Genomic DNA, 24,159 nt, shown 5'->3' on the forward strand with positions numbered 1-24,159 from the left:
GGCCGGCCCGGCCACGACACCGGAGGAACCGTTGTCCCGACTCACGGTCATCAAGGCAGTGCTCGGCCCGATCCTGCGCCTGATGTTCCGGCCGCAGATCGAAGGCGCCGAGAACATCCCTGGAACCGGTCCGGTGATCCTCGCGGGCAACCACCTCACCTTCATCGACTCGCTGATCATCCCGATCTGCTGCGACCGGCCGGTGTACTACATCGGCAAGGACGAGTACGTCACCGGCAAGGGCCTCAAGGGCCGCGTGATGGCCTGGTTCTTCACCGGCAGCGGCATGATCCCGGTGGACCGCGACGGCGGCCGGGGCGGCGTCGCGGCGCTGATGACGGGCCGCCGGGTGCTGGACGAGGGCGGCGCCTTCGCCATCTACCCGGAGGGCACCCGCTCCCCCGACGGCCGGCTCTACCGGGGCCGTACGGGCATCGCCCGCCTCACCCTGATGACGGGCGCCCCGGTGGTCCCGTTCGCGGTGATCGGTACGGACAAGCTCCAGCCGGGCGGCGCGGGCATCCCCAAGCCGGGCAAGGTCACGGTCCGCTTCGGCGAGCCGATGGAGTTCTCCCGGTACGAGGGCATGGACCGCGACCGCTATGTGCTGCGGGCGGTGACGGACTCGGTGATGTCCGAGGTCATGCGCCTCTCCGGCCAGGAGTACGTGGACATGTACGCGACGAAGGCGAAGGCCGCGTAGCGGTACGGGCTTGTGGGACCGCCGCCCGGGGAGGGTTTCTCCCCCGGGCGGCGGTCCCTTCGCGTACCCGGACGCCCGCGGGGAAATTCGCGGGCGCGGCGGGCCGCCGAGCGGTACGGTCCCGGCGTGACCGACAAGAAGGACTACTTCGGAGAGCCGATCGCGGCGCGGTACGACGATCCCTCGGACGGCATGTTCGCGCCGGATCTGGTGGAGACGACGGCGGAATTCCTGGCCGGGCTCGCGGGTACCGGCCGGGCGCTCGAACTCGGCGTCGGCACCGGGCGGATCGCGCTGCCGCTGGCGCGGCGCGGTGTCCCGGTGCACGGCATCGACCTCTCCCGGGCCATGGTGGAGCGGCTGCGCGCCAAGCCGGGCGGCGACGCGATCGGGGTGACCCTCGGGGACTTCACCGGGACGAAGGTGGACGGCACCTTCACCCTCGCGTACCTCGTCTTCAACACGGTCATGAACCTGACGACCCAGGCGGACCAGGTGGCCTGCTTCCGCAACGTCGCCGACCACCTCGAACCGGGAGGCGCCTTCGTGATCGAGGTGATGGTCCCCGAGCTGCGCAAGCTCCCGCCCGGTCAGCGGATCGTGCCCTTCCACACGAGTGCGACGCGCTGGGCGTACGACGAGTACGACGTCGCCACCCAGTCGGTGAGCTCGAACTACGTGGACGTCGTGGACGGACGGGGCGATTTTCGCTCGATCCCGTTCCGCTACGTCTGGCCCGCCGAACTCGACCTGATGGCGCAGCTCGCCGGGATGCGGCTGCGCGAGCGCTTCGAGGACTGGGACCGCAGCCCGTTCGGCAACGAGAGCGGCCGGCACGTCTCGGTGTGGGAGAAGCCCGCCGGCTGACCGCCCGCCCCCAAAATCGCCGCCCGGGGCCCGACGGCCGTACTTCGCTACCGCTCCGCGCCGCCGGGCGGCAGCATGGGGGCATGGGCACCAAGCCGCTGCTGCTGATCGACATCGACGGTCCGCTCAACCCGTACCTGGCGCTGTCCAGGCCGCGGAACCCGCAGGGGTACCGGCGCCTGCGGATGCGTCCGACGGGGTGGAAGACGGGGCAGGGGCTGCCGGTGCTGCTCAATCCGGCGCACGGCGGCGAGCTGCTCGCGCTGGCCGGCCGGTACGAACTGGTCTGGGCGACCACCTGGCGGGACGAGGCCAACGAGTGGGTCGGGCCGCCGCTGGGACTGCCGCCGCTGCCGTTCGTCGACTGGCCGGTGGTGGGCGGGACCACGGACGACGGGGTCTTCTGGAAGACGCCGCACGTCGTGGCGTACGCGGCCGGGCGGCCGTTCGCCTGGATCGACGACGAGGTCGGCGAGCCGGACCGGGCGTGGGTGGCGGCCCGGCACCCCGGCCCGGCGCTGCTGCGGCGGATCGACCCGGCCGTCGGCCTGGAGCGGCGGGACTTCGACGCGCTGGCCGCCTGGGCGGCATGAAGGCCGGCGGTCGGCTCCGGGCCCGAAGGCAGCCGTAAGCCCCGGGCCCGAAGGCGGCCGTCAGCTCCAGGGCAGGGCCGCCCGGTACCGCCAGTACGCCTCCGGGTCCTCCACCAGGCTGCCGAACCGGGCCCGTTCCTCCTCGTCGAGGTCGAGCGTGACGGCGTGCAGGTTGCCGGAGAGCTGGCCGACCGTGGCGGCGCCGGAGAGGACGACCCCGGCCCAGGGCTGGCGGAGCACATGGGCGAGCGCCACCGCGTCGCTGCCGAGTTCCCGGTCGAGGGCGATCTCGCGGATCAGCGCCGGGGCCTGCGTACCGGCCAGCCGGCCGTTCGCCATGCCCTCCTTGACGATCACCGTGAGTCCGGCCTCGTGGGCCTCGGCGAGCGCCGGGCCCGCCGAGGTTTCCAGGGCGTTGAAGGTGGCCTGGACGGTACGGAAGAGGGGTGCGCCGTCGACCGTGACGGCGAGGGCCGCCAGGATGGCGTCCTTCTGGCCGGGGCCGCTGGTGGAGAGGCCGATGGTGACGCCCTCGGCGGCCAGGTCGGCGAGCCGGGCGTGGAGTTCCTTGTCGGTGAGGGCCGGGCTGTCGGCGGTCACCGAGTGGATCTGGTAGAGGTCGAGACGGTCGCCGAGCAGGGCGCGGGTCTCGGCGCGCTGACGGTCGAAGGTGGCCACCCCGTGGTCCTTGACCTCGTGGGCCTCGGCCCGCACGGACCAGTCGGCGGTGTAGGTGTAGCCCCATTTGCTGCCGACCACCACGTCGGTGAGGCCGGGGCGGGCGGTCAGCCACTCGGCGAGGAACGCCTCGGAGCGGCCGTAGGAGCGGGCCGCGTCGATGTAGCGGACGCCCTGGGCGTAGGCCGCGTCCAGGAGTTCGTGGGTGCGGTCGCGCAGGGCGTCGGGGGTGCGGTCCTCGGGCAGGTCGAGGTCGCGGTGGAGATTGATGTAGCCGGGCCTGCCGACGGCGGCGAGGCCGAGCCCGATGTGGGCGGTCGAGGCGGTGGCCGCGGTCAGGCGGTCGAATGGCATCGCGGGCTCCTCGTGGTCCGGGGCGGTGCTTTCCGGGGTCGGTCGTTCCCCTTCCCCGTCAACGTAGCCCGCGGCGCCGTTCGTACACCTCTTGCCTCACCCGGGACCGCCCGGGGCGCCACGCGTCCGGACCGGGCGGGCCCGGTCCGGACGGTTTCCGGTCACTTCCGGGCGGTCGCCCAGGCGTGCTGGACCGCGAGGTCCTGCTTGACCTCGGCCAGCTGGATCGCGACGGCGGACGGGGCCGTACCGCCGCGGCCGTCGCGCGAGGCGAGCGCGCCGGGCACGTCGAGGACGGTACGGACCTCGGGGGTGAGGTGCTCGGAGATCTTCGCGAACTGCTCGTCGGTCAGCTCGTCGAGCTCGATGCCGTGGTGCTCGCACTCCTTGACGCACTCTCCGGCGACCTCGTGCGCGACCCGGAACGGCACGCCCTGCTTGACCAGCCACTCGGCGATGTCGGTGGCGAGCGAGAAGCCGGCCGGAGCCAGCTCCTCCATGCGCTCCCGGTTGACGGTGAGCGTGGCCATCATGCCGGTGAAGGCGGGGAGCAGGACCTCCAGCTGGTCGCAGGAGTCGAAGACGGGCTCCTTGTCCTCCTGGAGGTCGCGGTTGTACGCGAGCGGGAGGGCCTTGAGGGTCGCCAGCAGGCCGGTCAGGTTGCCGATGAGCCGCCCCGACTTGCCGCGCGCCAGCTCCGCGATGTCCGGGTTCTTCTTCTGCGGCATGATCGAGGAGCCGGTGGAGAACGCGTCGTGGAGGGTGACGAAGGAGAACTCCTTCGTGTTCCAGATGATGATCTCCTCGGCGATCCGGGAGAGGTTGATCCCGGTCATCGCGGTGATGAACGCGAACTCGGCGACGAAGTCGCGCGAGGCGGTGCCGTCGATGGAGTTGGCGGCGGAGCCGCGCTCGAAGCCGAGGTCGGCGGCGACCGCCTCCGGGTCGAGCCCGAGGGAGGAACCGGCCAGCGCGCCGGAGCCGTACGGCGAGACGGCCGTCCGCTCGTCCCACTGGCGCAGCCGCTCGGCGTCCCGGGAGAACGCCTGCACGTGGGCGAGGACGTGGTGGGCGAAGAGCACCGGCTGGGCGTGCTGGAGGTGGGTGCGGCCGGGCATGGCGACGGCCGGGTGGGCCTCGGCGAGGCCGACCAGGGCGTCCTGGAGCTCGGCGAGCAGTCCGCCGATGATCCGGGCGTGGTCGCGCAGGTACATCCGGAAGAGGGTGGTGACCTGGTCGTTGCGGGACCGGCCGGCGCGGAGCTTGCCGCCGAGGTCCTGGCCGACGCGTTCCAGCAGGCCGCGCTCCAGCGCGGTGTGGACGTCCTCGTCGGCGACGGTGCCGGTGAACGAGCCGTCGGCGACGTCGGCTTCCAGCTGGTCGAGTCCGCCGGTCATGCGGGTGAGCTCGTCGTCGGTGAGCAGGCCGGCCTTGTTCAGGACACGCGCGTGGGCACGGGATCCGGCGATGTCGTAGGGCGCCAGCCGCCAGTCGAAGTGGACGGAGGCGGACAGCTTGGCCAGCGCCTCGGCCGGTCCGTCGGCGAAACGGCCGCCCCAGAGGCGTACGTCGCTGTTGCCGTTGCCGTTGGCGTTGCTCACTGCGTGCTCCTCGAAGAACAAGGGGGTGGATGTGCGACCGCCTCCCCGCCGCGGAGGATCGGGGAGGCCGGTTTCGTACGCGTGGTGCGGGCGTGGCGCGCGCACCGTCGGGCGGGGTCACGCCGGGCGGCGGTCTTCGCGGAGGGGTGGAGATCCTCCGCGGCGCGCCCACCGTCGGTATAACTATGCAATCCTCCGTATGTTTTGTCAACGCGTCGGCGGTGGACGCCCCGGTCACCCCACACCCGCGGACGGCGGGACCCTCAGCCCGAGGAGGCGGCGGAGGCCGGTTCAACGACTCGTGCCTGCCAGGGGGCACGGGCCGCGATCGCCGCCCGCCACGGGCGCAGCACCTTCGGGGGCGTGTCCACCGCCACCACCCCGGTCAGGAAGCGGCCGGTGCGGTAGGCGACGACGAAGGGACCGCCGTCCATGTCCCCGTCGACGACGCGGGCCTCGTCGTGGCCGCGGAGGTGCCCGTAGGCCTGGATCCTCAGCCCGTACTGGTCGGACCAGAAGGAGGGGACGGGTGCGAACGGCCTGGGGGCGCCGGGGTTAAGCAGGTTGCGGGCCGCGGCCATGCCCTGCTCGGCGGCGTTCGTACGGTGCTCGACCCGCATGGCGGTGCCGAACAGCGGGTTGTGCCACCGTGCCACGTCACCCGCGGCGTGGATGCCGGGGGCGGCGGCGCAGTACGCGTCGCACCCCACTCCGTCGGTCAGGTCCAGGCCGCTGCCGGCGAGCCACTCGGTGTTGGGCCGGGAGCCGATGGCGACCAGTACGTCGTCGGCCTCGACCCGCGTCCCGTCGGACAGGTGCACCCCCGCGGCCCGGCCCCCGGCCGTCCTGATCCCGGTGACCTTCGTGCCGGTCCTCAGGTCCACGCCGTGGTCGCGGTGGATCCGGGCCAGGTGGGCGCCCAGCCGCCGGCCGAGGACGTGGGCGAGGGGGACGGCGGCGGGCTCGACGAGGGTGACGGCGGCACCGAGGGAACGGGCCGCGGCGGCGGCCTCGGTACCGAGGAACCCGGCGCCCACCACGACCAGCCGGCCACCGGCCGCAAGGCACTCGCGCAGCGCGAGTGCGTCCTCCAGGTCGCGCAGGACGTGGACACCCGGCGTGCCGCATTCCGGCAGGCGCCGGGGCCGGACCCCGGTGGCGACGACCAGGCCGTCGTAGCGGAGTGCGGTGCCGTCGGCGAGGGTCACCGTCCGGGCCGCCCGGGACAGGGCCGTTGCCGCGACCCCGAGCCGCAGGTCCAGCCCGAGCGCGTCCAGGTCCTCGGCCCGGCGCAGCCGCAGGCGGTCGGCCTGCCATGCCCCGGTGAGGATCTGCTTCGACAGCGGCGGCCGGTCGTAGGGAGGGCGGGCCTCCTCGCCCACGAGCGTGAGGGAACCGTCGAACCCCTCGCGCCGCAGGGTCTCGGCGGCCGACAGGCCCGCCGCCGAGGCGCCGACCACCACCACGCGGCGCGGCGCCGCCGCCGTCACTCCTCTTCCTCCAGCCGGATCGCCGCGGCCGGGCAGACCGCCACGGACTCCCTCACGTCCTCGTGGTGCGCGGCCTCCGGCCTTTCGACGAGGACCTGGACGATGCCGTCGTCGTCCTGGTCGAAGACCGCCGGGGCCGTCAGAACACACTGCCCGGACGCGACGCACCTGGGCTGGTCGACTGTGACACGCATGCGCTTCTCGATTCTGTGGTCGGTACTACCAGGTGACGGGCAGTTCGTAGACGCCGTAGACGACGCCGTCGTGCTTGAAGCGGAGCTGGTCGACCCCGGTGGCCAGGGCCAGGGTGGGGATCCGCCGGTAGAGGGTGCTGTAGACGACCTGGAGTTCCACGCGGGCCAGCGGCTGTCCGAGGCACTGGTGGACGCCGAACCCGAAGGCGACGTGGCGGCGGGCGTCGCGGGTGATGTCGAGCCGGTCGGGGTCGGGGAAGACCTCCGGGTCGCGATTGGCGACGTCCGTGGCGCAGATCACGCCGTCCCCGGCGCGGAGGGTGACGCCGCCGATCTCGATGTCCTCCAGCGCCACGCGCAGGCGGCCGGAGTGGACGATGGTCAGGTAGCGCAGCAGTTCCTCCACCGTCGCGGCGATCACCTTGGGGTCGTCGCTGTCGCGGAGCAGGGCGAGTTGGCCGGGGTGCCGCAGCAGGGCGACCGTGCCCAGCGCGATCATGTTCGCGGTGGTCTCGTGGCCGGCGGCGAGCAGGAGCGAGCCCATCTCGGCGGCCTCGCGCGGCGTCAGCTCCCCGGTGGCCACGCGCTGGGTGGCCAGATCGGACAGGATGTCGTCTCCCGGCTCGGCCAGCTTGTCGGCCAGCAGGTCCTGGAGGTAGCCGATGAGCGCCTCCGAGGCGGCGATCACCTCCTGGGGATCACCGTTGCGGCGGACCAGGACCCTGGTGTGCTTCTGGAAGAAGTCGTGCTTGTCGTAGGGCACCCCGAGCAGTTCGCAGATCACCAAGCTCGGCAGCGGCAGGGCGAACGCCTCGACGAGGTCCACGGGCCCGGGGGTGGCCAGCAGGGTGTCGATCAGCCCGTCGACGATCTTCTGGATCGCGGGCCGCATCGCCTCCACCTTCCTGATCGCGAAGGGGGCCGTCGTCATCCGGCGCAGCCGCGCGTGGCCGGGGTCGTCCATGGTGATGAAGGTCTGGCGGGTCTCGGCGCGGGCCTTCGCCGCGGCATCGCGGTGCGGATATCCGGGCCGGGCGGGGTCGGCGCTGATGCGCGGGTCGCCGAGCAGGGCGCGCACATGGTCGTGGCGGGTGATCAGCCAGGGGGTGCTGCCGTCCCACAGGCGCACCCGCGAGACGGGCTCGCCGCCCTGCCGTTCGCGCAGGGCGGGGGGCGGATCGAACGGGCAGCCGGCCGCCCTGGCCATCGGGAACTCGGGGTGGGGGGTCGGCGTCGTCGCGGTCGTGGTCACGGTCTCGGTCATGCCTGCCTCCTCGGCAGAAGGACGTCGGACGGAAAACCTCGCGGAACCAGGTGCCAGGTGCACGGAACCGGATGCCTGATGCACGAAACTAGGTGCCTGGGGCAACGATATTGACGGAGATCACTCCGTCAACAGAGCCCGGCGGCTCGCCATCGCTATCCGGCCACCCGTTGATCAAGCAGGATGTCCGGCTCTGCGCGCATTGCCCAGGGAGGACCGGCCGCGACGGGCGGCAGCGACGCGACGGTGCCCGCCGGCCGAATTGGCCTGGACTCGGACCCGGACGGTCCGGGTCCGGCGCCCGGACGCGTGGACCGACCGGTCCGGGTCCGGCGCACGGTCTCGCGGACGGACCCCGACAGGTCCGTGCCCGGCCACGCGCGTCGCACGAGGCCGCCCCGCCGTACGCCTCCCAGGGCCCGAGCGGCCCGCACCCGGGCTGCCCATAGGCTGCGCCCATGCGGAAGCCGATCCACCCGTCCCCCGCGCGCGACCTCGCGCCGCACGAGCGCCTGCTGCTGGGCGCTCCCCTGGTCACGGCCCTGGACACGGTCGATCCCGAGGCGTGGACCGACCTCGACCAGCGGGTCCGCGCGACGACCGCGGGAGGAGGCACGACCACGCCGCCCGGCGGCCCCTCCGTGACCACCCCGCCCGGCGGTCCGTCCCCCGCCGCCCCGCCGGGCGCCGCCTCCGCGCCCCCCGGCCGCCCCCTCGCTCCGGAGTGGGACGAGCACGCCCGGGACGTGACCTGGTCGGCCTTCCCGCCGTCCGAGCCGGAGACCGCCCTCGCGCTCTGCCATCACCGGTGGCAGGTGCGCGAGGCCGCCCTGCCGTTCGCCGCCGGGCGCCCCGCCCTGCTCCCACTGCTGCTGCTGCGGTGCGCGGACGGCCGGGCCCCGGTACGGGAACGGGCCCGCCGGACGCTCGGCGCGGCCCTGGACGCGCCGGGGGGTGCCGGGCTCGCGGCGGAACTGGTCCCGCTGGCCGTACGGCTGACGCTCCGCCCGCACGGCGGGCCCGGTCTGGCGCTGCTCCTCACCGCCGCCGGTACGCTGCCGCCCTCGTTGCCCGACCGGCTGCTGGCGAGCCCCCGTCCGCGGGCCCGGCTGCTCGGCACCGGGCTCTGCCTGGACCGGGGCCTCCTGCCGGCCGCCCGGCTCACGGAGCTGGTCCTCACCGCCGAGGACCGGGCCGTCCGCAGGCTCTGCACCGACGCGCTCCTCGCGCGGGTCCCCGCCGGTGATCCGGACCGCCTCCTCGATCCGCTGCTCACCGCGTCCTCGGCCGCGACCCGGTCCTCGGCGGTGACCGCGCTGCACCGGGCGGGCCGGAGCCCGGAGGCGTACGGTCATCTCACCGATCCCTCGGCCCGGGTGCGTTCGGCCGCCCGGCTGGTGCTGCGCCTGGAGGGCGCGGACCCGTGGGCGTCCTACCGGGAGTGGTGCGCGGATCCGGCCGCGCCGGGTCTGCCGCCGGGCGCGGTCTTCGGGCTGGCCGAATCCGGGGCGCCGGACGCGGCCGGCCTGCTGCGGCCCCTGACGCTCCATCCGGAGGGCCGGGTGCGCGCGGCGGCGCTGGCCGGGCTGCGCATGCTGGACGCGGTCTCCCCCGACGAGCTGATGGCGGCCATGGACGATCCCCATCCGCCGGTGGTGCGCGCCGCCCGCAAGGGGCTGACGCCGTACGTCCTGTTCGTGCCGGAGGAGTGGCTGGCCACGCTGGTGGATCCCGCCCGCCCCGCGCACGTACGCCGGGCGGGTCTCCGGCTCCTCGGCGCGCACGGTCTCGGCCTGCGCAAGCGTGTGCTGGCGGGGATGGAGGAGGACGAGGATCCGGAGGTCGCCCACGAGGCGCAGCGCGCCCGGTACGAGCCGCTGCCGCCGGCCTGAGCCGGGAAGTCGGAGGACGCCGGTGGCCGCGGCCCGTGTTCCTGACGGCTGCGGACCGTCCCTGACGTGGGCTGCCCGCTCCTTCTTCAGGAGCCGGCACGCCCTTGGGGCAGAGGCTCTTCCGGGCTCCCGGCGCGCGCCTTCAGCCCGTCGCGGACGACCGCTCGGGCGCGCTTCGCGGACTCCGGGTGGCCGTCCAAGTGCTCCAGCATGCGGCAGGTGCCCACCAGGATCGCCGTCAGTTCCGGCACCTCCAGGTCCCGTCGCACCACACCGGCCCGCTGGGCGCCGTCGAGGAGCGCGGTGAGCACCTCGCGCAGGGCGCGCCCGGCCTCGGAGGTGGCGGCCCGCACATCGACTCCCGCGTCGGCGAGGGCTGCGGCGAAGGCGTTCTTGACCGGGGACTGATCCAGTACCAGGTCGAAGAAGGCGAAGAGGGCGTGCGTCGACCCGGTCTCGGCCATCAGGCGTCGCCCCTCGTCGGCCAGCCGTTCCAATCGGCGGACGAGCACCGCTTCGAGCAGGGCTTCCTTGGTGGGGAAATGCCTGAACACGGTGGCGATGCCGACCTTCGCCTCCCGGGCGATCTCCTCCGTCGACGCGCCGGTGCCCCGCTCGGCGAAGACCGCCTCGGCGACCTCCAGCAGCCGCGCGCGGTTCCGCCGCGCGTCGGCGCGCAGAGGCTTCGCACCTGTGGCGGGGGGAGTCTGATCGGTCGTCAAGTGATCCTCTTCACGCCTGGACAAACGGAGTGACGTATCCGTATCGTCAGAAACGGAGTCGCCTATCCGATTATAGGCGGCGGGATCACGGAGGTCAGCCATGCCCGCACCAGCCACGCCCCAGGAAATCTTCGAATGGTTGATCGACCTCATCTCGGCAGGCAAGTGGAGCGAACTCCCCGGTCTCTACGCGGAGGACGCCCAGGTGGAGATCGTCTTCTCGCCGGTTCCCGCACGCCGCTTCCACGGGCGGGCGGCGCTCCGCACACACTTCGCCGCCCTGGGGGCCGCCGACGCGATCCGCCTGCGGGCCGAGAACATCCACGTCCACACGACCGGCGACCCCGAGGTGGTGATCGCCGAATTCGACTACGCGGGTCTGTACCCCGCCACCGGCCGCACCTTCCGCTCCGCCAACATCCAGGTCCTGCGCGTCAGGGACGGCCTGATCGTCGAGACGCGCGACTACCACGACCACCTCACCTTCGCGGCGGCGGACGGACGCGCGCACCAGTTGCTCGCCGCGATGGACCGGCAGGGGTGACCGACACGCCGGCCGGTCGGGCCGCGACGACCGGAGCGCGGGCGGCCCGGTGATCACGCCGGGGCGGCGGCCCGACGGCGGCGGCTGGGACGTCTTCCGGGGCGACCTGCCGCAGGAGTACGGGGACGCCGCCCGCACGGAGACCGTCCACCCGCCGTACGACCGGACGGAGCACCCCGGTGGAGCCGCTCCCCCGCCACCCGTACGGTCCGGAGCATGCGCCGATCCGTGGTGACCTTGTCCGTCCTGCTGGCCCTGGCGGGTTCCGTCTCGGCGGCGGCACCGCCCCCGGGCACCGGCCGCCCGCTGCCCGAACTCCTGGCCGACACGGGCGGCGGCCGACAGCTGATCGTCGCCGAGGCGCCGGTGGCCGGGTCCACCACCGGCACGGTCACCTGGTGGGAGCTGCGGCGGGGGCGGTGGGTGGCGGCGGGGTCGGCGGCGGCCCGGTTCGGGGCGGCGGGTCTCACCGAGGGACGTACCCGGCAGCAGGGCACGAACACCACCCCGGCGGGCCTGTACGACCTCCCGTACGCCTTCGGTGTGCGGGCCGCTCCGGCCGGTACGGCGTATCCGTACCGCAGGGTGACGGACGGTTCGTGGTGGTGCCAGGACAACGGGGCGCGCGACTACAACCGGTGGGTGGAGCCGCTGCCGTCGGACTGCCGGGCCTCGGAGGCGGAGCACCTGATCACGTACACCACGCAGTACGCGCGGGCGCTGGTGATCGGCTTCAACTACGAGAAGCCGGTACGCGGCCGGGGCGCGGGCATCTTCCTGCACGTCGACGGCGAAGGGGCGACGGCCGGCTGCGTCTCGGTACCGGCGGGGGCGATGGACCGCATCCTGGCGTGGGCCGACCCGGCCGCGCACCCGCACATCGTCATCGGCACCTCCACCGGGGAGACGGCGGTCACCGGTTACTGACGTCTCCCCGGGCGGAAATGCCGACGAGCCCGGTCCGCGGGTGGCGGACCGGGCTCGGGCGTGCGGGGCGCGCCGCGGGTCAGCGTTCGTTCTGCGCGAGCCGCAGCAGGTGGTCGGCGAGCGCCTGGCCACCGGCCGCGTCACGGCTGATCAGCATCAGCGTGTCGTCCCCGGCGATGGTGCCGAGGACGTCGTGGAGCTCGGCCTGGTCGATGGCCGAGGCGAGGAACTGCGCGGCGCCCGGGGGCGTACGCAGCACGACGAGATTGGCCGAGGCCTCCGCGGAGATCAGCAGCTCCGAGGAGAGGCGGCGCATCCGCTCCTCCTTGGCGGAGCCGCCCAGCGGTGCCTGCGGGGTACGGAATCCGCCCTCGCTCGGCACCGCGTAGATGAGCTCGCCACCGGTGTTGCGGATCTTGACCGCGCCCAGTTCGTCGAGGTCGCGGGAGAGCGTCGCCTGGGTGACGCTCAGCCCGTCGTCGGCGAGCAGCTTGGCCAGCTGGCTCTGCGAGCGCACCGGCTGCCGGTTCAGGATGTCCACGATCCGACGGTGGCGTGCCGTGCGGGTCTGCGGCACGGCAGGGCCTCCGTGGTCGGTGTCCTGCGCCTCGGTCATCGTCGTCGCCTCATTCTCCGGGTGATCATGCTCCGGGTTCCCCGTCGCCCTTGCCCGGGTTCACCGTGTCCAGGGCATCCCGCAGCACGGCCAGGAAGGCGTCCACCTCGGCGTCGCCGATGATCAGCGGCGGCATCAGCCGTACGACATCGGGCGCGGGGGCGTTGACCAGCAGTCCCGCTTCCTGGGCCGCCTGCTGCACCTGCGGTGCGTGGGGTCCCGTGAGCACGATACCCAGCAGCAGGCCGGAGCCGCGGACGTGGGAGACGAGGGGATGTCCGAGCCCCTCGACCTCGTCCCGGATGCGCTCGCCGAGCCGCTTGACGTTGTCGAGCGCGCCGTCCGCCGAGAGGGTGTCCAGCACGGCGAGGCCCGCCGCGCAGGCGATCGGGTTGCCGCCGAAGGTGGTGCCGTGGTGGCCCGGCTTCAGCAGGTCGGCCGCGGCACCGAAGGCGACGGTGGCGGCGAGCGGCAGTCCGCCGCCGATCCCCTTGGCGAGGGTGACGACGTCGGGCTCGACGTCCTCGTGGGCCTGGTACTCGAACCAGGTGCCGCACCGGCCGATGCCGGTCTGCACCTCGTCGAGGACGAGCAGGGTGCCGGTGGCCCGGGTGATCTCGCGGGCCGCGGTGAGGTAGCCCTTGGGCGGGACGACCACGCCGTTCTCGCCCTGGACCGGCTCGATGATCACGAGCGCGGTGTCGGTGGTGACGGCGGCCCGGAGCGCCTCGACGTCGCCGTAGGGCACGTGGGTGACCTCGGCGGGCAACGGCAGGAACGGGTCCCGCTTCTTGGGCTGTCCGGTGAGGGCCAGCGCGCCCATGGTCCGGCCGTGGAAGCCGCCGGCCGTGGCCACCATGCCGGTCCGGCCGGTGAGCCGGCCGATCTTGAAGGCGGCTTCGTTGGCTTCGGCGCCGGAGTTGGCGAAGTAGACCCGCCCGCTCCGGCCGAAGAGCTGGAGCAGCCGCTCGGCGAGCGCGACCGGCGGTTCGGCGACGAAGAGGTTGGAGACGTGCCCGAGGGAGGCGACCTGCGTGGAGACGGCCTCGACGACCGCGGGGTGGGCGTGGCCCAGCGCGTTCACCGCGATGCCGCCGACGAAGTCGAGGTACTCCTTGCCGTCGGCGTCCCAGACGCGCGCGCCCTCACCCCGGACGAGGGGGATCTGCGGCGTGCCGTAGTTGTCCATCAGCGAGGCGTTCCACCGCTGACCGAGTTCCGCGTTCGTCATGCTGACCCCTCCGTGCCGTCCTCGGCTGCCGTGTCCGCGTCGGGCACGACCATCGTGCCGACTCCCTCGTCCGTGAAGATCTCCAGCAGGATCGCGTGCTGGACCCGGCCGTCGATGACCCTGGCGGTCTCGACGCCGTTGCGTACCGCGTACAGGCAGCCCTGCATCTTCGGGACCATGCCGCTGGACAGCTCGGGCAGGAGCTTCTCCAGCTCGGTCGCGGTGATGCGGCTGATCACGTCGTCGCTGTGCGGCCAGTCCTCGTAGAGCCCTTCGACGTCGGTGAGGACCATCAGCGTCTCGGCGTTCAGCGCGGCGGCCAGGGCGGCGGCGGCGGTGTCGGCGTTGACGTTGTAGACGTGGTCGTCGTCGGCGGAGCGGGCGATCGAGGAGATGACCGGGATGCGGCCGTCCGCCAGCAGGGCCTCGATCGCCCCGGTGTCGATCTCGGTGATCTCGCCGACCCGGCCGATGTCGATGAGCGCGCCGTCGATGGTCGGGCGGTGCTGGACGGCGGTGAGGGTGCGGGCGTCCTCGCCGGTCATGCCGACGGCGAGCGGCCCGTGCTGGTTGAGCAGGCCGACGAGCTCGCGCTGCACCTGTCCGGCCAGCACCATCCGTACGACGTCCATCGCCTCGGGCGTGGTGACGCGCAGTCCGGCCTTGAACTCGCTGACCAGGCCCTGCTTGTCGAGCTGGGCGTTGATCTGCGGGCCGCCGCCGTGCACGACGACGGGCTTGAGACCGGCCTGCCGCAGGAAGACGACGTCCTGGGCGAAGGCGGCCTTCAGGTCCTCGTCGATCATGGCGTTGCCGCCGAACTTGATGACGACGGTCCGGCCGTTGTGCCGGGTGAGCCAGGGCAGCGCTTCGATGAGGATCTGCGCCTTCGGGAGGGCGGTGTGCTTCCGCGCCGTGCTCTTCTCGGCGTTCCCGCCGGGGTTCTTGTCGGTGCTCATGAGCTGTACGCGCTGTTCTCGTGGACGTACTCGGCGGTGAGGTCGTTCGCCCAGATGACGGCCGACTCGGTGCCCGCGGAGAGGTCGGCGGTGATCCTGACCTCGCGGTACCGCATGTCGACGAGGTCGCGGTCGTCGCCGACGCTTCCGTTCTTGCAGACCCAGACGTCGTTGATGGCGACGTTCAGCTGGTCGGGGTCGAAGGCGGCCCGGGTGGTGCCGATCGCGGAGAGCACCCGGCCCCAGTTGGGGTCCTCGCCGTGGATGGCGCACTTGAGGAGGTTGTTGCGGGCGATGGAGCGGCCCACCTCGACGGCGTCGTCCTCGGTCGCGGCTCCCACGACCTCGATCCGGATGTCCTTGGAGGCGCCCTCGGCGTCGCCGATGAGCTGCCGGGCCAAGTCGGCGCAGACGGTCCGTACGGCCGCGGCGAACGCGTCCTGGTCCGGGGTGACGCCGCTGGCGCCGGAGGCGAGGAGCAGCACGGTGTCGTTGGTCGACATGCAGCCGTCCGAGTCGACCCGGTCGAAGGTGGTGCGGGTGGCGTCGCGCAGGGCGGCGTCCAGCGCGGGCGCCTCGACGTCGGCGTCGGTGGTGAGGACGACGAGCATGGTGGCGAGGCCCGGGGCGAGCATGCCCGCGCCCTTGGCCATGCCGCCGACGGTCCAGCCCTCGCCGACCGCCACGGCGGTCTTGTGGACGGTGTCGGTGGTCTTGATGGCGATGGCGGCGTCCGTGCCGCCTTCCGTGCTGAGGGCGCCCGCGGCCTTGTCGATGCCGGCGAGCAGCTTCTCCATGGGGAGCAGCGTGCCGATGAGCCCGGTGGAGCAGACGGCGATCTCGCCGGCGCTGTGGCCTTCGAGGACCTCGGCGGCCTTCTCGGCGGTGGCGTGCGTGTCCTGGAAGCCCTTGGGGCCCGTACAGGCGTTGGCGCCACCGGAGTTGAGGACGACGGCGGAGACCTCGCCGCCCCTGAGGACCTGCTGGGACCAGAGGACGGGTGCGGCCTTGACGCGGTTGGAGGTGAAGACTCCCGCGGCGGCGCGGCGCGGACCGAGGTTGACCACGAGGGCCAGGTCCGGGTTGCCGCTCTCCTTGATCCCGGCGGCGATGCCCGCCGCCGAGAATCCTTGTGCTGCCGTGACGCTCACTGCATCTCCTCGTTCGCTTCTCCGCCCGCGCGGTGCGGCGCTGGGGCGGTTTCCGTGGTGGTCCGGGGCCCGGCGTCGATGCGCCCGGCGCCCGGGGTGGGTGCGGCCGGGCGCACGCCGGTCAGGGGGCCACGCCGACCGTGGTCAGTCCGGTGTCCTCGGGCAGCCCGAGGGCGATGTTCGTGCTCTGCAGGGCGCCTCCGGCGGTGCCCTTGGCGAGGTTGTCGATGGCGCTGATCACGATGATCCGTCCGGCGGCGGGGTCGTACGCCACCTGGATCTGGACGGCGTTGGAGCCGTACACGGACGCGGTGGCGGGCCACTGGCCCTCGGGAAGGAGCTCGACGAAGGGCTCGTCCGCGTACGCCTTCTCGTAGGCGGCGCGGAGCGCTTCCGCGTCGACGCCCGGCTTCGCCTTGGCGCTGCAGGTGGCGAGGATGCCCCGGGGCATGGGGGCGAGGGTCGGGGTGAAGGAGACCGAGACGCGCTCTTTCGCGACGGCGCTGAGGTTCTGGGTGATCTCCGGGGTGTGCCGGTGCCCGCCGCCGACGCCGTACGGGGTCATGTTCCCCATGACCTCGGAGCCGAGGAGGTGCGGCTTGGCCGCCTTGCCGGCGCCGGAGGTGCCGGACGCGGCGACGACGACCGCCTCGGGCTCGACGAGCCCGGCGGCGTACGCCGGGAAGAGCGCGAGGGAGACGGCGGTCGGGTAGCAGCCGGGGACGGCGATCCGCTTGGACCCGGCGAGGGCGGCGCGGGCGCCGGGCAGCTCGGGGAGGCCGTAGGGCCAGGTGCCGGCGTGCGGCGAACCGTAGAATTTCTCCCAGTCCCCCGCATCCTTGAGCCGGAAGTCGGCGCCCATGTCGACGACCAGGACCTCGTCCCCGAGCTGCTCGGCGACGGCCGCGGACTGCCCGTGCGGCAGGGCGAGGAAGACCACGTCGTGCCCGGCGAGCACCTCGGCGGTGGTCGGCTCCAGCACCCGGTCGGCGAGGGGCCGCAGGTGCGGCTGGAGCGCACCGAGCGTCTGCCCGGCGTTGGAGTGGCCGGTCAGGGCGCCGATCTCGATCCCGGGGTGGGCCAGCAGCAGACGCAGCAGCTCACCGCCGGCGTATCCGCTCGCCCCTGCCACCGCTGCACGTACCACCATCGGAATCCTCCTCATCGATGGCATGACTATACGCAGGTGCGCACTTTTATGCAAAGGTCTGGCGGGCTCCGGGGGAGCGCCCACCGGGCAGTCCGCCCCGGGCGGTCGTGCGGGAACCTGCCGCGGCCCGGCCCGGGGGGTGCCGTCCGCGACCGAGTCCGGAGGACGGCACCCCCGGAACGCCTCAAGGATTCAGCATGGAGTTCGGCTCCAGGGCGTCGGGCACGGCGAAGCCCTCGACGAGGGAGAGGGAGTGCGGCACGAGGGCGTCGAGGAGCTTCCCGGTGACCTTGTACAGGCTCCGGACCTGGTCGGCCGTCACCCTGCCCTCGGCCAGCAGGTCCCCGCTGTGGGCGGCCACCTGGCGCAGCGCGAACAGCCCGAACAGATCCAGCAGCAGCCGCCGCCCCTGCGCGGAGCCGGCCCGGGCCGCCTGCGTGAGCATCTCCTCCCCGGCCCGCCGCCGGACGTGGGCGTCCACCAGCGTGAGCGCCGGGCCCACGATGTTGTTCCAGCGTGCCGACGGCGAAGGGGCGGGCTGGTGGCGCTCGTCACTGGCCCTGCCGTGCCAGATGCGCTCGACATCGGCCAGCAGGTCCAGCTGGAACTGGGGATCGGTCAGCAGGCGCTCCCCGGGCGGGATCTCGCTCGGCGGCTTCAAGGAGGTGCCGCCGAGGGCCATCTCCCCGCCCGCCTTGGCGGCGACGACCTGGTTGTCCCCCTCGGCGGTGATGGTTCCCTCGTTGGCCGCGAGCTGCATGGCGATGCCGTGGCCGAGGAACAGTCCGCGGGCGCCGGACCTCTCCCGGCAGGTCGTCATCGTCCTGCGGGCCTCCCAGGTGATCCACGCCTTGGCGACGGCTATGTCCCGCTCGCACGCCGCGCGGTCCTCGTCCGTACCCTCCGCGGCCCGGGTCCACCGCGCGACCACCGACCGGTGCAGCAGGGTGGCCGCGTACGTGGTGGCCACCGCGTCCAGGAGCGGGGCGTGGTGGCTGCGGTGCTCGATCAGGGGCTGCGTCGCGCGGGTGGTCATCGACGACGTGATCCGGTCGTGGGAGAGCCGCATGGTCACGGCCAGCGCGTGGCGCGTCGCGCCGAGGCTGTACCCGGACATGCACAGCTTGCCCATGGTGACCCGGCCTATGGAGTGCAGATACCGGCGCCGAGGACTGCCCACGGCGCTGCTGAACTCCCCCTCGCGGGTGAGGTGCCCGTGGTCGCCCTGGAGCATCGCCTCGTAGGGCAGACGCACACCACGGAACGTCGTGACGCAGTGGTCGACCGGGGCACTGGCCGTCTCGGGCAGCTCCCGCACCTCGACCCCTCGCAGATGGACCCCGTCGGCGTCGCTCAGCGGGGTCAGGAAGAGGAAGATCCCGTGGTCGGCGCCGTCGACCAGGAGACGCGCGGCCACGACCGCCGCCTTCGCGCCGCCGATCGAGGAGGTGTTGGGCATGAACTTCGCCGCCCCGGGCGTCGGAGTGTCCAGGACGAATCCGCCCGACTCCCGGTCGAACGTCGCCGTCGTCTCGCATCTCGCGGCGTCGTTGCCGTGCCCCAGCTCCGTACAGAGAAACGTCCCGATCCGATCGGCGAACTCGGCCAGATCGTCGCCGGTACGGCCGTGGTCGACCAAGCTTCCGAGAAAGAGGTTGAAGTGGATCGAGCTCAGGGTGGCCATGCCCGGGTCGACCCCGGCCCACTCGTGGAGGGCGGACAGTTCCGCGGCGTCCGCCACGAACCGCTCCATCCGGCCGGGAACAGCCGCGCGGACCAACCGAAGACGCTCGTAGGAGAGCGCTATGCGCTCCTCACGGGTCAGTCCTTCACGGAACGCGAAGGGGGCCGAGCCGAACAGACCGCGCCAGCGGTCGTGGATCTCGGTGAGGCGACCGCCGTAGAGCGCCTCGGTGAGATCGGTGGCGAGCGAAAGCGGCGGGTGGGGGGCGTCGTCTCGGATCTGATGGGTAGTCACGTCAAAACGCTAATAGCTATCAGGGGGTCTCCCAGAGTGATGATCAACACGATTGGCGTGATCTGATACGCGGTAGGTGCCGGTCCCCGAGCGCGAGAGCCCCCCTTGCGGGCATCAGCCGGGCGCGGACGGACGCACATGAGCGGCGTACCGACAGCGTCGGCACCCCGCGCCGTTCACGGCGGTCGGCCTCTCACCTCAGTGGTGGCCTCCGGCCTCCCGGGCGTCCGGTGACTGGGAGTCAGCAGTGGCCTCCGGGCCACGCGGTCACCCGTGCGCCGATCGGAGGAAGCCGGGCGGCGCGGGACGTGTCGTCCGGCGAAACCAGCGGTCCGCTCGCCACGCTGGACGGTCTTTGGCCGTTCACGAGTAGGGGTGAGTTCCATGGACCCATCACGCGGTATCAGCAGGCGAACGCTACTGGCGGCGGCTCCCGCCCTGGTCACCGGCGCACTGCAGGCCCCTCGCGCCTCGGCGGCGGCGCCGGCGTTCAGCCAGCCTCCGCTGGTCGGGTCGGCGGACGGTGTCCTGTCGACCACGCTCCGGGTCGCGTTCGCCCGGCGCACGCTCGTCGGGGTCGGGGACGTCGATCTCCGGCTCTACAACGGAGAGGCCATCGGTCCGACGCTCCGCGTGCGGCCGGGCGACCTGCTCGACATCGCACACGTCAACGAGCTGCCGCCCAACCCCGATCAGGCCGCCCACGGCGACCACAACGTGCCGCACCGGTTCAACACGGTGAACCTGCACACCCACGGACTCCACGTGTCGCCGAGCGGCGAGGCGGACAACGTCTTCCGGGAGTTCGCTCCCTACGATCCGGCCAACGGCCAGACCGCCACGGGCTACCGCAGCCGCATCGAGATCCCTTCCGGCCACGAGGGCGGCACGTACTGGTACCACTCGCACGTGCACGGGTCGACCGCCGTCCAGCTGTCCGGCGGACTGCTGGGCGCGATCGTCGTGGAAGGCGCGATCGACCGGGTTCCGGAGATCGCGGCAGCGAGCGACGTCGTGATGGCGATCGGTGAACTCAAGCTCTCCGGCGGGCAGGTGCCGGAGCTGCACGCCGAGGGCGACCTGGACTCGGTCGAGTCGACGTACGTCGTGAACGGTCTCTTCCGGCCGGTGATCGAGCTGCGCGAGGGCGAGGTGCAGCGCTGGCGCCTGATCAACGCCTCCGCCTTCAGCGTCCTGCCGATCCTGGTGGAGGGACACACCCTGCACCAGATCGCGATGGACGGCATCGCCCTCACCCGGACCGTCGAGCACAACGGGGTCACCCTGGCGATGGGCAACCGGGCCGACGTCATGATCAGGGCGCAGCGTCCGGGCGACTACCGGATCATGGCGGGCGACGTCCTGCTGGCGACGATGACCGTGCGGTCCGGCTCCGGGGCGCGGATGGAGCTGCCCACGGACCTGCCGGGGCCCACCCCGTACATCGACCCGGGTGCGGTGACCCGCCGCCGCTCGCTGACCTTCCACAGCGACAGGAACGCCTTCCCCGGCCTGCCCTTCCCGCACGCCTTCCGCATCACCGGCGACGGAGCGACGCCGGCCACCCGCGACCTGGCCGATCCGACGGATCCGACGTACGGCAGGTTCGATCCGGAGCACGTCAACCACACCCTCCGGCTCGGCGACACGGAGGAATGGACCCTGCGCAACACCTCGAACGGCCACCCCGTCCACCCGTTCCACCTGCACACCAACCACTTCCTGGTGACCGCCGTCGACGGCCGCGCCCTCGACACACCGGTGTGGCAGGACACCATCGGCATCCGGAGGGGAGGCTCGGTGACCCTGCGCGTCCGCTTCGAGGACTTCACCGGCCGGGCCCTCATCCACTGCCATCAGCTCCAGCACGAGGACCAGGGGATGATGCAGCTCGTCGAGTACGTCGAGTGACGCCGGACGGCTCGCGACGGCTCGGCACGGCCGGACTGGCCGGATTGGCCTGAACAGCATGCCCGCGGAAGGGCCTCGGGCGGCTCGACGGACCGCCCGAGGCGCGGCGCTCCCGCACGGCCCCACCGGGTCGGGTGATCCGGGCGCGTCCGAGTGCCCCGCCCGGCTCCCGGCGCCGCCCCCGCGCCCCTCCCCCGTCAGACGGCGGCGCGCTCCGGGCCGGGGCGGCGGCGCAGCGCGGGTTGCTGGATGGCGGGCGGGTCGTACGCCATGTCGAGCCTCCCGATGTCGGTCCCGGGGGGCACGACGGCGTCGATCCGGTCGAGGATCTCGTCGCTCAGGACGACCTCGGCGCCCGCGAGCAGGTCGTCGAGGTGGGCCATGGTGCGCGGTCCGATGATCGCCGAGGTGACGCCGGGGTGGGCGATGGCGAAGGCCGTGGCCAGATGCGTCAGAGGCATCCCCGCCTTCTCGGCGAGCGGGATGAGCTGTTCGACGACGTCGAGGCGGCGTTCGTCCTTCAGATGGCTGAAGCCGAAGGCGGCGCGGTGCGTGGTGGCTTCCTGGCCCTTGCGGTAGCGGCCGGTGAGCAGGCCCCCGGCCAGCGGGCTCCAGACCAGCGCGCCGATTCCGTACCGTTCGCAGGCCGGCAGGACCTCGCGTTCGATGCCCCGGTTGAGAATCGAGTACGTCGGCTGCTCGGTGCGGAAACGCTGCAGGCCGCGCCGTTCGGCGGTCCACTGCGCCTCGACGATGTCGGTGGCGGGGAAGGCGGAGGAGCCGATGGCCCGGACCTTGCCGGCGCGGACCAGGTCGGTGAGGGCGGAGAGGGTTTCCTCGATGTCGGTGTCCGGCTCCGGACGGTGGATCTGGAACAGGTCGACGTGGTCGGTGCCCAGCCGGCGCAGCGAGTCCTCCAGGGCGCGTACCAGCCAACGCCGCGAGTTCCCCCGCTGGTTGGGGTCGTCGCCCATCGGGAGATGGGCCTTGGTGGCCAGGACGACGTTGTCGCGGCGCCCCTTGAGGGCCTTGCCGACGATCTCCTCGGACTCGCCGCGCGAGTAGGCGTCGGCGGTGTCCACGAAGTTGATGCCCGCGTCCAGCGCCTTGTGGATGATGCGGACGGAATCGTCGTGGTCGGGGTTCCCCATGGCACCGAACATCATGGCGCCCAGGCAGTAGGGGCTGACCTTGATGCCGGTCCGGCCCAGCGTGCGGTATCGCATGGCTCTCCTCGTATGCGCGGACGTGCGCGCGCGAACGTGCGTGCGGACGCGTGCGCGCGGTTCCGTACGGACGGTCTCGTACGGACGGCGTGCGTGCGGACCGCGCACGGGTCTCGGCGGGTTCCGGCCGGCCCTGGAGCCGAAAGCGGAACACCGTTCCGGAATGACGATACGGAACAGCGTTCCGATTCACAAGGGCCACAGAGGGGTCGTCGGGACAGCTCCGCGTCACGACCGTCCGCGCACCGCACGAGCCCACGCGCACCGCGGGAGCCCCCACGTGCCGCGAGGACCCCGCACTCCGCGAGGGCCCCGCGCACCGTCCCGGGCTGCCCTCTTACGCCGGCCCGATGGAACACGCGGGGGACTTCCGGGTCGGTGACGTGCTGTCGGTCGCCTGCCCCTTCACGAAGACCGTGGTCGAAGAGGGCCTGAGGTGGGATCACCTGTCGGTGAGGTGGCCGTGGTGGTCCATCGACGAGGACAGCGCGTTCTTCCGCTGGAACGGGGTCGTGGCCCTGGGCGTCGAGGACGAGGACGCCCGCCCCGGGAACCAGTCGGAACTGTTCCGGACCGACCCGCCGCCCCACCGCCTGCGGGCGGGTGACCTCTGCCGGGTCGGAGTGCCGCCGACCCTGACGCACGTCACGTCCGTCGACCGTCACGACCCGCCGCTGGAGACCGGGTGGCTGCCGCGCCCGCGGCTGACCGTGACCGTGCTGCGCGAGGGCGGCCCACCCGGCCCCCCGCGACCAGCCACGTTCGGCGGACGGGGACCGGGTACCGGCCTCCTGCCGTCAGCGCGACTCGTCCGGGTCGAAGCTCGCGAAGTAGGCGGCGGCCATGTCTTCGTGGCCATGGCCCTGGGCGGCGGCCCGGGCGAAGCGGTCCGCGCTCGCGGCGGCGCCGTCGAGGCGGACGCCGTGCCGCTGACCGGCCTCCACGATCAGGCGGGCGTCCTTCTCGGCCGTGGTCACCGCGAAACTGGCCGGTTCGAGGCGGTCGTCGAGGATGAGGGCGGACTTGGCCCGCAGATAGCCCATGTCGAGCGGGCCTCCGGCGATGGCGTCGAAGAAGTCCTGCGGGTTCACCCCGAGGGCCTTGGAGAGAGCCAGGGCCTCTCCGGTCGCGGTGGTGGCCGCGATGACCCAGCTGTTGGCGACGAGCTTGAGGCGGGTGGCGCCTCCGTCGGCCCCGTTCTCGCCCGTCCAGACCGTGCGGGCCCCGACCGCGTCCAGCACGGGGGCGACGGCGGCCCGCCGCTCCGCCGGGCCCGCCGCCAGGACCAGCAGCTGTCCGGCCTCGGCGGGCTGCCGGGTGCCGAGCACAGGTGCGTCGAAGAAGACCAGACCGTGCTCGTCGGCGAAGGCGGCGAGCGTCTCGACGTCGTCGACGCCCACCGTGGTCGACTGCACCCAGGCGGTGCCGGAACGGAGCGCGGGGGCCGCCTGTCGCATGACCTCCGCCACCGCCGCCCCGTCGTGCAGCATCGTCAGGACCACGTCGGCGCCGTCGACGGCCTCGGCGGGGGTGTCGGCGATCCACGCGCCGTCCTCGGCCAGCGGTTCGGCCTTGTCCCGGGTGCGGTTCCAGACCCGTACGGCGTGTCCGGCTCGGGTGAGGTTGCGGGCCATGGCGGCGCCCATGATTCCGGCGCCCATAACGCTGACGGTCAGTGTGTCGCTCATGGTGCTCATCGGCTCCCTGTCAGAAGGATGGAACGGGGTGGCACGTGGACGGCGGCGCGCCCGACGGATCGCGACGCCCACCCGCACGCTACGACGTACGACGGGGGTACGGACACGCCGTTCAGCCGTACGCCGGTCGTGCCGCGGAGCCGCCGGGCGGGGTGGCCGCTTCCGTGCGGGCCGTGTGCGCGGGTCGTCTCCTCCAGGAGTGCGGGTGCCGCGTCCGGGTCCCCCGGGACTGGGCCGCCCGGTTCCCGGTTCCGGGGCCTGGGGCCTGAGGCCTGGGCCGCCCCCGTGGAACCGGGCATGAGACGCCTCCGCCCGGCCGCCGCCGGGCGGGGGCGGGGGGGCGGGGGGGGGTGGGGGGGGGGCGGGCGGGGGGGTTTAAAAAGATCAAGGCCCACCGGACAAAAGCGAGGG

At 73.0% G+C, this 24,159-nt stretch carries 21 protein-coding genes; 7 read left to right on the forward strand and 14 right to left on the reverse strand.

The genetic code is table 11. From position 1 onward, the window contains the following. Positions 1–31: 31 nt before the first annotated feature. The 3 genes from ACFWEE_RS20680 to ACFWEE_RS20690 all read left to right on the forward strand — a co-directional run bounded on the left by ACFWEE_RS20680 (position 32) and on the right by ACFWEE_RS20690 (position 2,163). Complete coding sequence (locus tag ACFWEE_RS20680) at positions 32–703, forward strand: lysophospholipid acyltransferase family protein (protein ID WP_386890968.1); 672 nt, start codon at positions 32–34, stop codon at positions 701–703. 126 nt (positions 704–829) lie between these two features. Further along, positions 830–1,570 (forward strand): class I SAM-dependent DNA methyltransferase, encoded by a 741-nt coding sequence (locus tag ACFWEE_RS20685; protein ID WP_386890969.1) that lies wholly within the window; start codon positions 830–832, stop codon positions 1,568–1,570. An 83-nt stretch (positions 1,571–1,653) separates the two neighbouring features. Next, positions 1,654–2,163, forward strand: a complete 510-nt coding sequence (locus tag ACFWEE_RS20690) for a hypothetical protein (protein WP_386890971.1) — start codon at positions 1,654–1,656, stop codon at positions 2,161–2,163. Between the two features lie 60 nt (positions 2,164–2,223). Here the strand turns inward: ACFWEE_RS20690 and ACFWEE_RS20695 are convergent, their stop codons facing one another. The 5 genes from ACFWEE_RS20695 to ACFWEE_RS20715 all read right to left on the reverse strand — a co-directional run bounded on the left by ACFWEE_RS20695 (position 2,224) and on the right by ACFWEE_RS20715 (position 7,744). Further along, positions 2,224–3,195: an aldo/keto reductase gene (locus ACFWEE_RS20695; RefSeq protein ID WP_386890972.1), complete on the reverse strand. Its 972-nt coding sequence runs from the start codon at positions 3,193–3,195 to the stop codon at positions 2,224–2,226. A gap of 161 nt (positions 3,196–3,356) precedes the next feature. Then, positions 3,357–4,796, reverse strand: coding sequence for an argininosuccinate lyase (gene argH, locus ACFWEE_RS20700; RefSeq protein ID WP_386890974.1), 1,440 nt, complete (start codon positions 4,794–4,796; stop codon positions 3,357–3,359). 263 nt (positions 4,797–5,059) lie between these two features. Further along, positions 5,060–6,286 (reverse strand): NAD(P)/FAD-dependent oxidoreductase, encoded by a 1,227-nt coding sequence (locus ACFWEE_RS20705; protein WP_386890975.1) that lies wholly within the window; start codon positions 6,284–6,286, stop codon positions 5,060–5,062. Continuing rightward, complete coding sequence (locus tag ACFWEE_RS20710; protein WP_386890977.1) at positions 6,283–6,480, reverse strand: ferredoxin; 198 nt, start codon at positions 6,478–6,480, stop codon at positions 6,283–6,285. Before ACFWEE_RS20710 ends, ACFWEE_RS20705 begins: the two co-directional genes overlap by 4 nt. Positions 6,481–6,505: 25 nt before the next feature. Then, on the reverse strand, positions 6,506–7,744 hold the full coding sequence (locus tag ACFWEE_RS20715; protein ID WP_386890979.1) for a cytochrome P450: 1,239 nt from the start codon (positions 7,742–7,744) through the stop codon (positions 6,506–6,508). Between the two features lie 458 nt (positions 7,745–8,202). Between ACFWEE_RS20715 and ACFWEE_RS20720 the strand changes: the two genes are divergently transcribed. Next, positions 8,203–9,636 carry a hypothetical protein gene (locus ACFWEE_RS20720; protein WP_386890980.1) on the forward strand — a complete coding sequence of 478 codons (1,434 nt, stop codon included), beginning with the start codon at positions 8,203–8,205 and terminating at the stop codon, positions 9,634–9,636. 86 nt (positions 9,637–9,722) lie between these two features. Here ACFWEE_RS20720 and ACFWEE_RS20725 read toward each other — a convergent pair whose 3' ends face one another. Further along, positions 9,723–10,358 (reverse strand): TetR/AcrR family transcriptional regulator, encoded by a 636-nt coding sequence (locus ACFWEE_RS20725; protein ID WP_386890982.1) that lies wholly within the window; start codon positions 10,356–10,358, stop codon positions 9,723–9,725. Positions 10,359–10,458: 100 nt separating this feature from the next. Between ACFWEE_RS20725 and ACFWEE_RS20730 the strand changes: the two genes are divergently transcribed. Continuing rightward, on the forward strand, positions 10,459–10,902 hold the full coding sequence (locus tag ACFWEE_RS20730; RefSeq protein ID WP_386890983.1) for a nuclear transport factor 2 family protein: 444 nt from the start codon (positions 10,459–10,461) through the stop codon (positions 10,900–10,902). A gap of 216 nt (positions 10,903–11,118) precedes the next feature. Beyond that, positions 11,119–11,829, forward strand: a complete 711-nt coding sequence (locus tag ACFWEE_RS20735) for a L,D-transpeptidase (protein ID WP_386890984.1) — start codon at positions 11,119–11,121, stop codon at positions 11,827–11,829. Positions 11,830–11,908: 79 nt separating this feature from the next. Here ACFWEE_RS20735 and ACFWEE_RS20740 read toward each other — a convergent pair whose 3' ends face one another. The 6 genes from ACFWEE_RS20740 to ACFWEE_RS20765 form a co-directional block, all read right to left on the reverse strand. Beyond that, a complete protein-coding gene (locus ACFWEE_RS20740) occupies positions 11,909–12,445 on the reverse strand; it encodes an arginine repressor (RefSeq protein ID WP_327174768.1) in 537 nt (178 codons plus the stop codon). 25 nt (positions 12,446–12,470) lie between these two features. Further along, positions 12,471–13,676 carry an acetylornithine transaminase gene (locus ACFWEE_RS20745; protein WP_386890986.1) on the reverse strand — a complete coding sequence of 402 codons (1,206 nt, stop codon included), beginning with the start codon at positions 13,674–13,676 and terminating at the stop codon, positions 12,471–12,473. After that, complete coding sequence (gene argB / locus ACFWEE_RS20750; RefSeq protein ID WP_386890987.1) at positions 13,673–14,635, reverse strand: acetylglutamate kinase; 963 nt, start codon at positions 14,633–14,635, stop codon at positions 13,673–13,675. The genes ACFWEE_RS20745 and argB overlap by 4 nt, the downstream gene beginning before the upstream one ends. Then, on the reverse strand, positions 14,632–15,786 hold the full coding sequence (argJ, locus tag ACFWEE_RS20755) for a bifunctional glutamate N-acetyltransferase/amino-acid acetyltransferase ArgJ (RefSeq protein WP_386890989.1): 1,155 nt from the start codon (positions 15,784–15,786) through the stop codon (positions 14,632–14,634). The genes argB and argJ overlap by 4 nt, the downstream gene beginning before the upstream one ends. A gap of 121 nt (positions 15,787–15,907) precedes the next feature. Then, positions 15,908–16,936, reverse strand: a complete 1,029-nt coding sequence (gene argC / locus ACFWEE_RS20760) for an N-acetyl-gamma-glutamyl-phosphate reductase (protein ID WP_386890991.1) — start codon at positions 16,934–16,936, stop codon at positions 15,908–15,910. A 184-nt stretch (positions 16,937–17,120) separates the two neighbouring features. Continuing rightward, positions 17,121–18,914, reverse strand: coding sequence for an acyl-CoA dehydrogenase (locus tag ACFWEE_RS20765; RefSeq protein ID WP_386890993.1), 1,794 nt, complete (start codon positions 18,912–18,914; stop codon positions 17,121–17,123). 384 nt (positions 18,915–19,298) lie between these two features. Here ACFWEE_RS20765 and ACFWEE_RS20770 point away from each other — a divergent pair, with 384 nt between their 5' ends. Then, entirely contained in the window at positions 19,299–20,825 is a 1,527-nt protein-coding gene (locus tag ACFWEE_RS20770; protein WP_386890995.1) for a multicopper oxidase family protein, read from the forward strand. A gap of 197 nt (positions 20,826–21,022) precedes the next feature. Here the strand turns inward: ACFWEE_RS20770 and ACFWEE_RS20775 are convergent, their stop codons facing one another. Then, positions 21,023–22,051 carry an aldo/keto reductase gene (locus ACFWEE_RS20775; RefSeq protein ID WP_386890996.1) on the reverse strand — a complete coding sequence of 343 codons (1,029 nt, stop codon included), beginning with the start codon at positions 22,049–22,051 and terminating at the stop codon, positions 21,023–21,025. A 797-nt stretch (positions 22,052–22,848) separates the two neighbouring features. After that, positions 22,849–23,739, reverse strand: coding sequence for an NAD(P)-dependent oxidoreductase (locus ACFWEE_RS20780; protein WP_386890998.1), 891 nt, complete (start codon positions 23,737–23,739; stop codon positions 22,849–22,851). Positions 23,740–24,159: the final 420 nt, after the last annotated feature.

This window comes from Streptomyces sp. NPDC060184, from assembly GCF_042728795.1.
Lineage (GTDB): Bacteria > Actinomycetota > Actinomycetes > Streptomycetales > Streptomycetaceae > Streptomyces.

Coding starts and splice junctions, on each gene's coding strand:
- ACFWEE_RS20740 (WP_327174768.1), bottom strand. CDS start 12,445: ATGACCGAGGCGCAGGACACCGACCACGGAGGCCCTGCCGTGCCGCAG.
- ACFWEE_RS20695 (WP_386890972.1), bottom strand. CDS start 3,195: ATGCCATTCGACCGCCTGACCGCGGCCACCGCCTCGACCGCCCACATC.
- argB (WP_386890987.1), bottom strand. CDS start 14,635: ATGAGCACCGACAAGAACCCCGGCGGGAACGCCGAGAAGAGCACGGCG.
- ACFWEE_RS20780 (WP_386890998.1), bottom strand. CDS start 23,739: ATGAGCGACACACTGACCGTCAGCGTTATGGGCGCCGGAATCATGGGC.
- ACFWEE_RS20730 (WP_386890983.1), top strand. CDS start 10,459: ATGCCCGCACCAGCCACGCCCCAGGAAATCTTCGAATGGTTGATCGAC.
- argC (WP_386890991.1), bottom strand. CDS start 16,936: ATGGTGGTACGTGCAGCGGTGGCAGGGGCGAGCGGATACGCCGGCGGT.
- ACFWEE_RS20710 (WP_386890977.1), bottom strand. CDS start 6,480: ATGCGTGTCACAGTCGACCAGCCCAGGTGCGTCGCGTCCGGGCAGTGT.
- ACFWEE_RS20720 (WP_386890980.1), top strand. CDS start 8,203: ATGCGGAAGCCGATCCACCCGTCCCCCGCGCGCGACCTCGCGCCGCAC.
- ACFWEE_RS20775 (WP_386890996.1), bottom strand. CDS start 22,051: ATGCGATACCGCACGCTGGGCCGGACCGGCATCAAGGTCAGCCCCTAC.
- ACFWEE_RS20745 (WP_386890986.1), bottom strand. CDS start 13,676: ATGACGAACGCGGAACTCGGTCAGCGGTGGAACGCCTCGCTGATGGAC.
- ACFWEE_RS20715 (WP_386890979.1), bottom strand. CDS start 7,744: ATGACCGAGACCGTGACCACGACCGCGACGACGCCGACCCCCCACCCC.
- ACFWEE_RS20735 (WP_386890984.1), top strand. CDS start 11,119: ATGCGCCGATCCGTGGTGACCTTGTCCGTCCTGCTGGCCCTGGCGGGT.
- ACFWEE_RS20690 (WP_386890971.1), top strand. CDS start 1,654: ATGGGCACCAAGCCGCTGCTGCTGATCGACATCGACGGTCCGCTCAAC.
- ACFWEE_RS20770 (WP_386890995.1), top strand. CDS start 19,299: ATGGACCCATCACGCGGTATCAGCAGGCGAACGCTACTGGCGGCGGCT.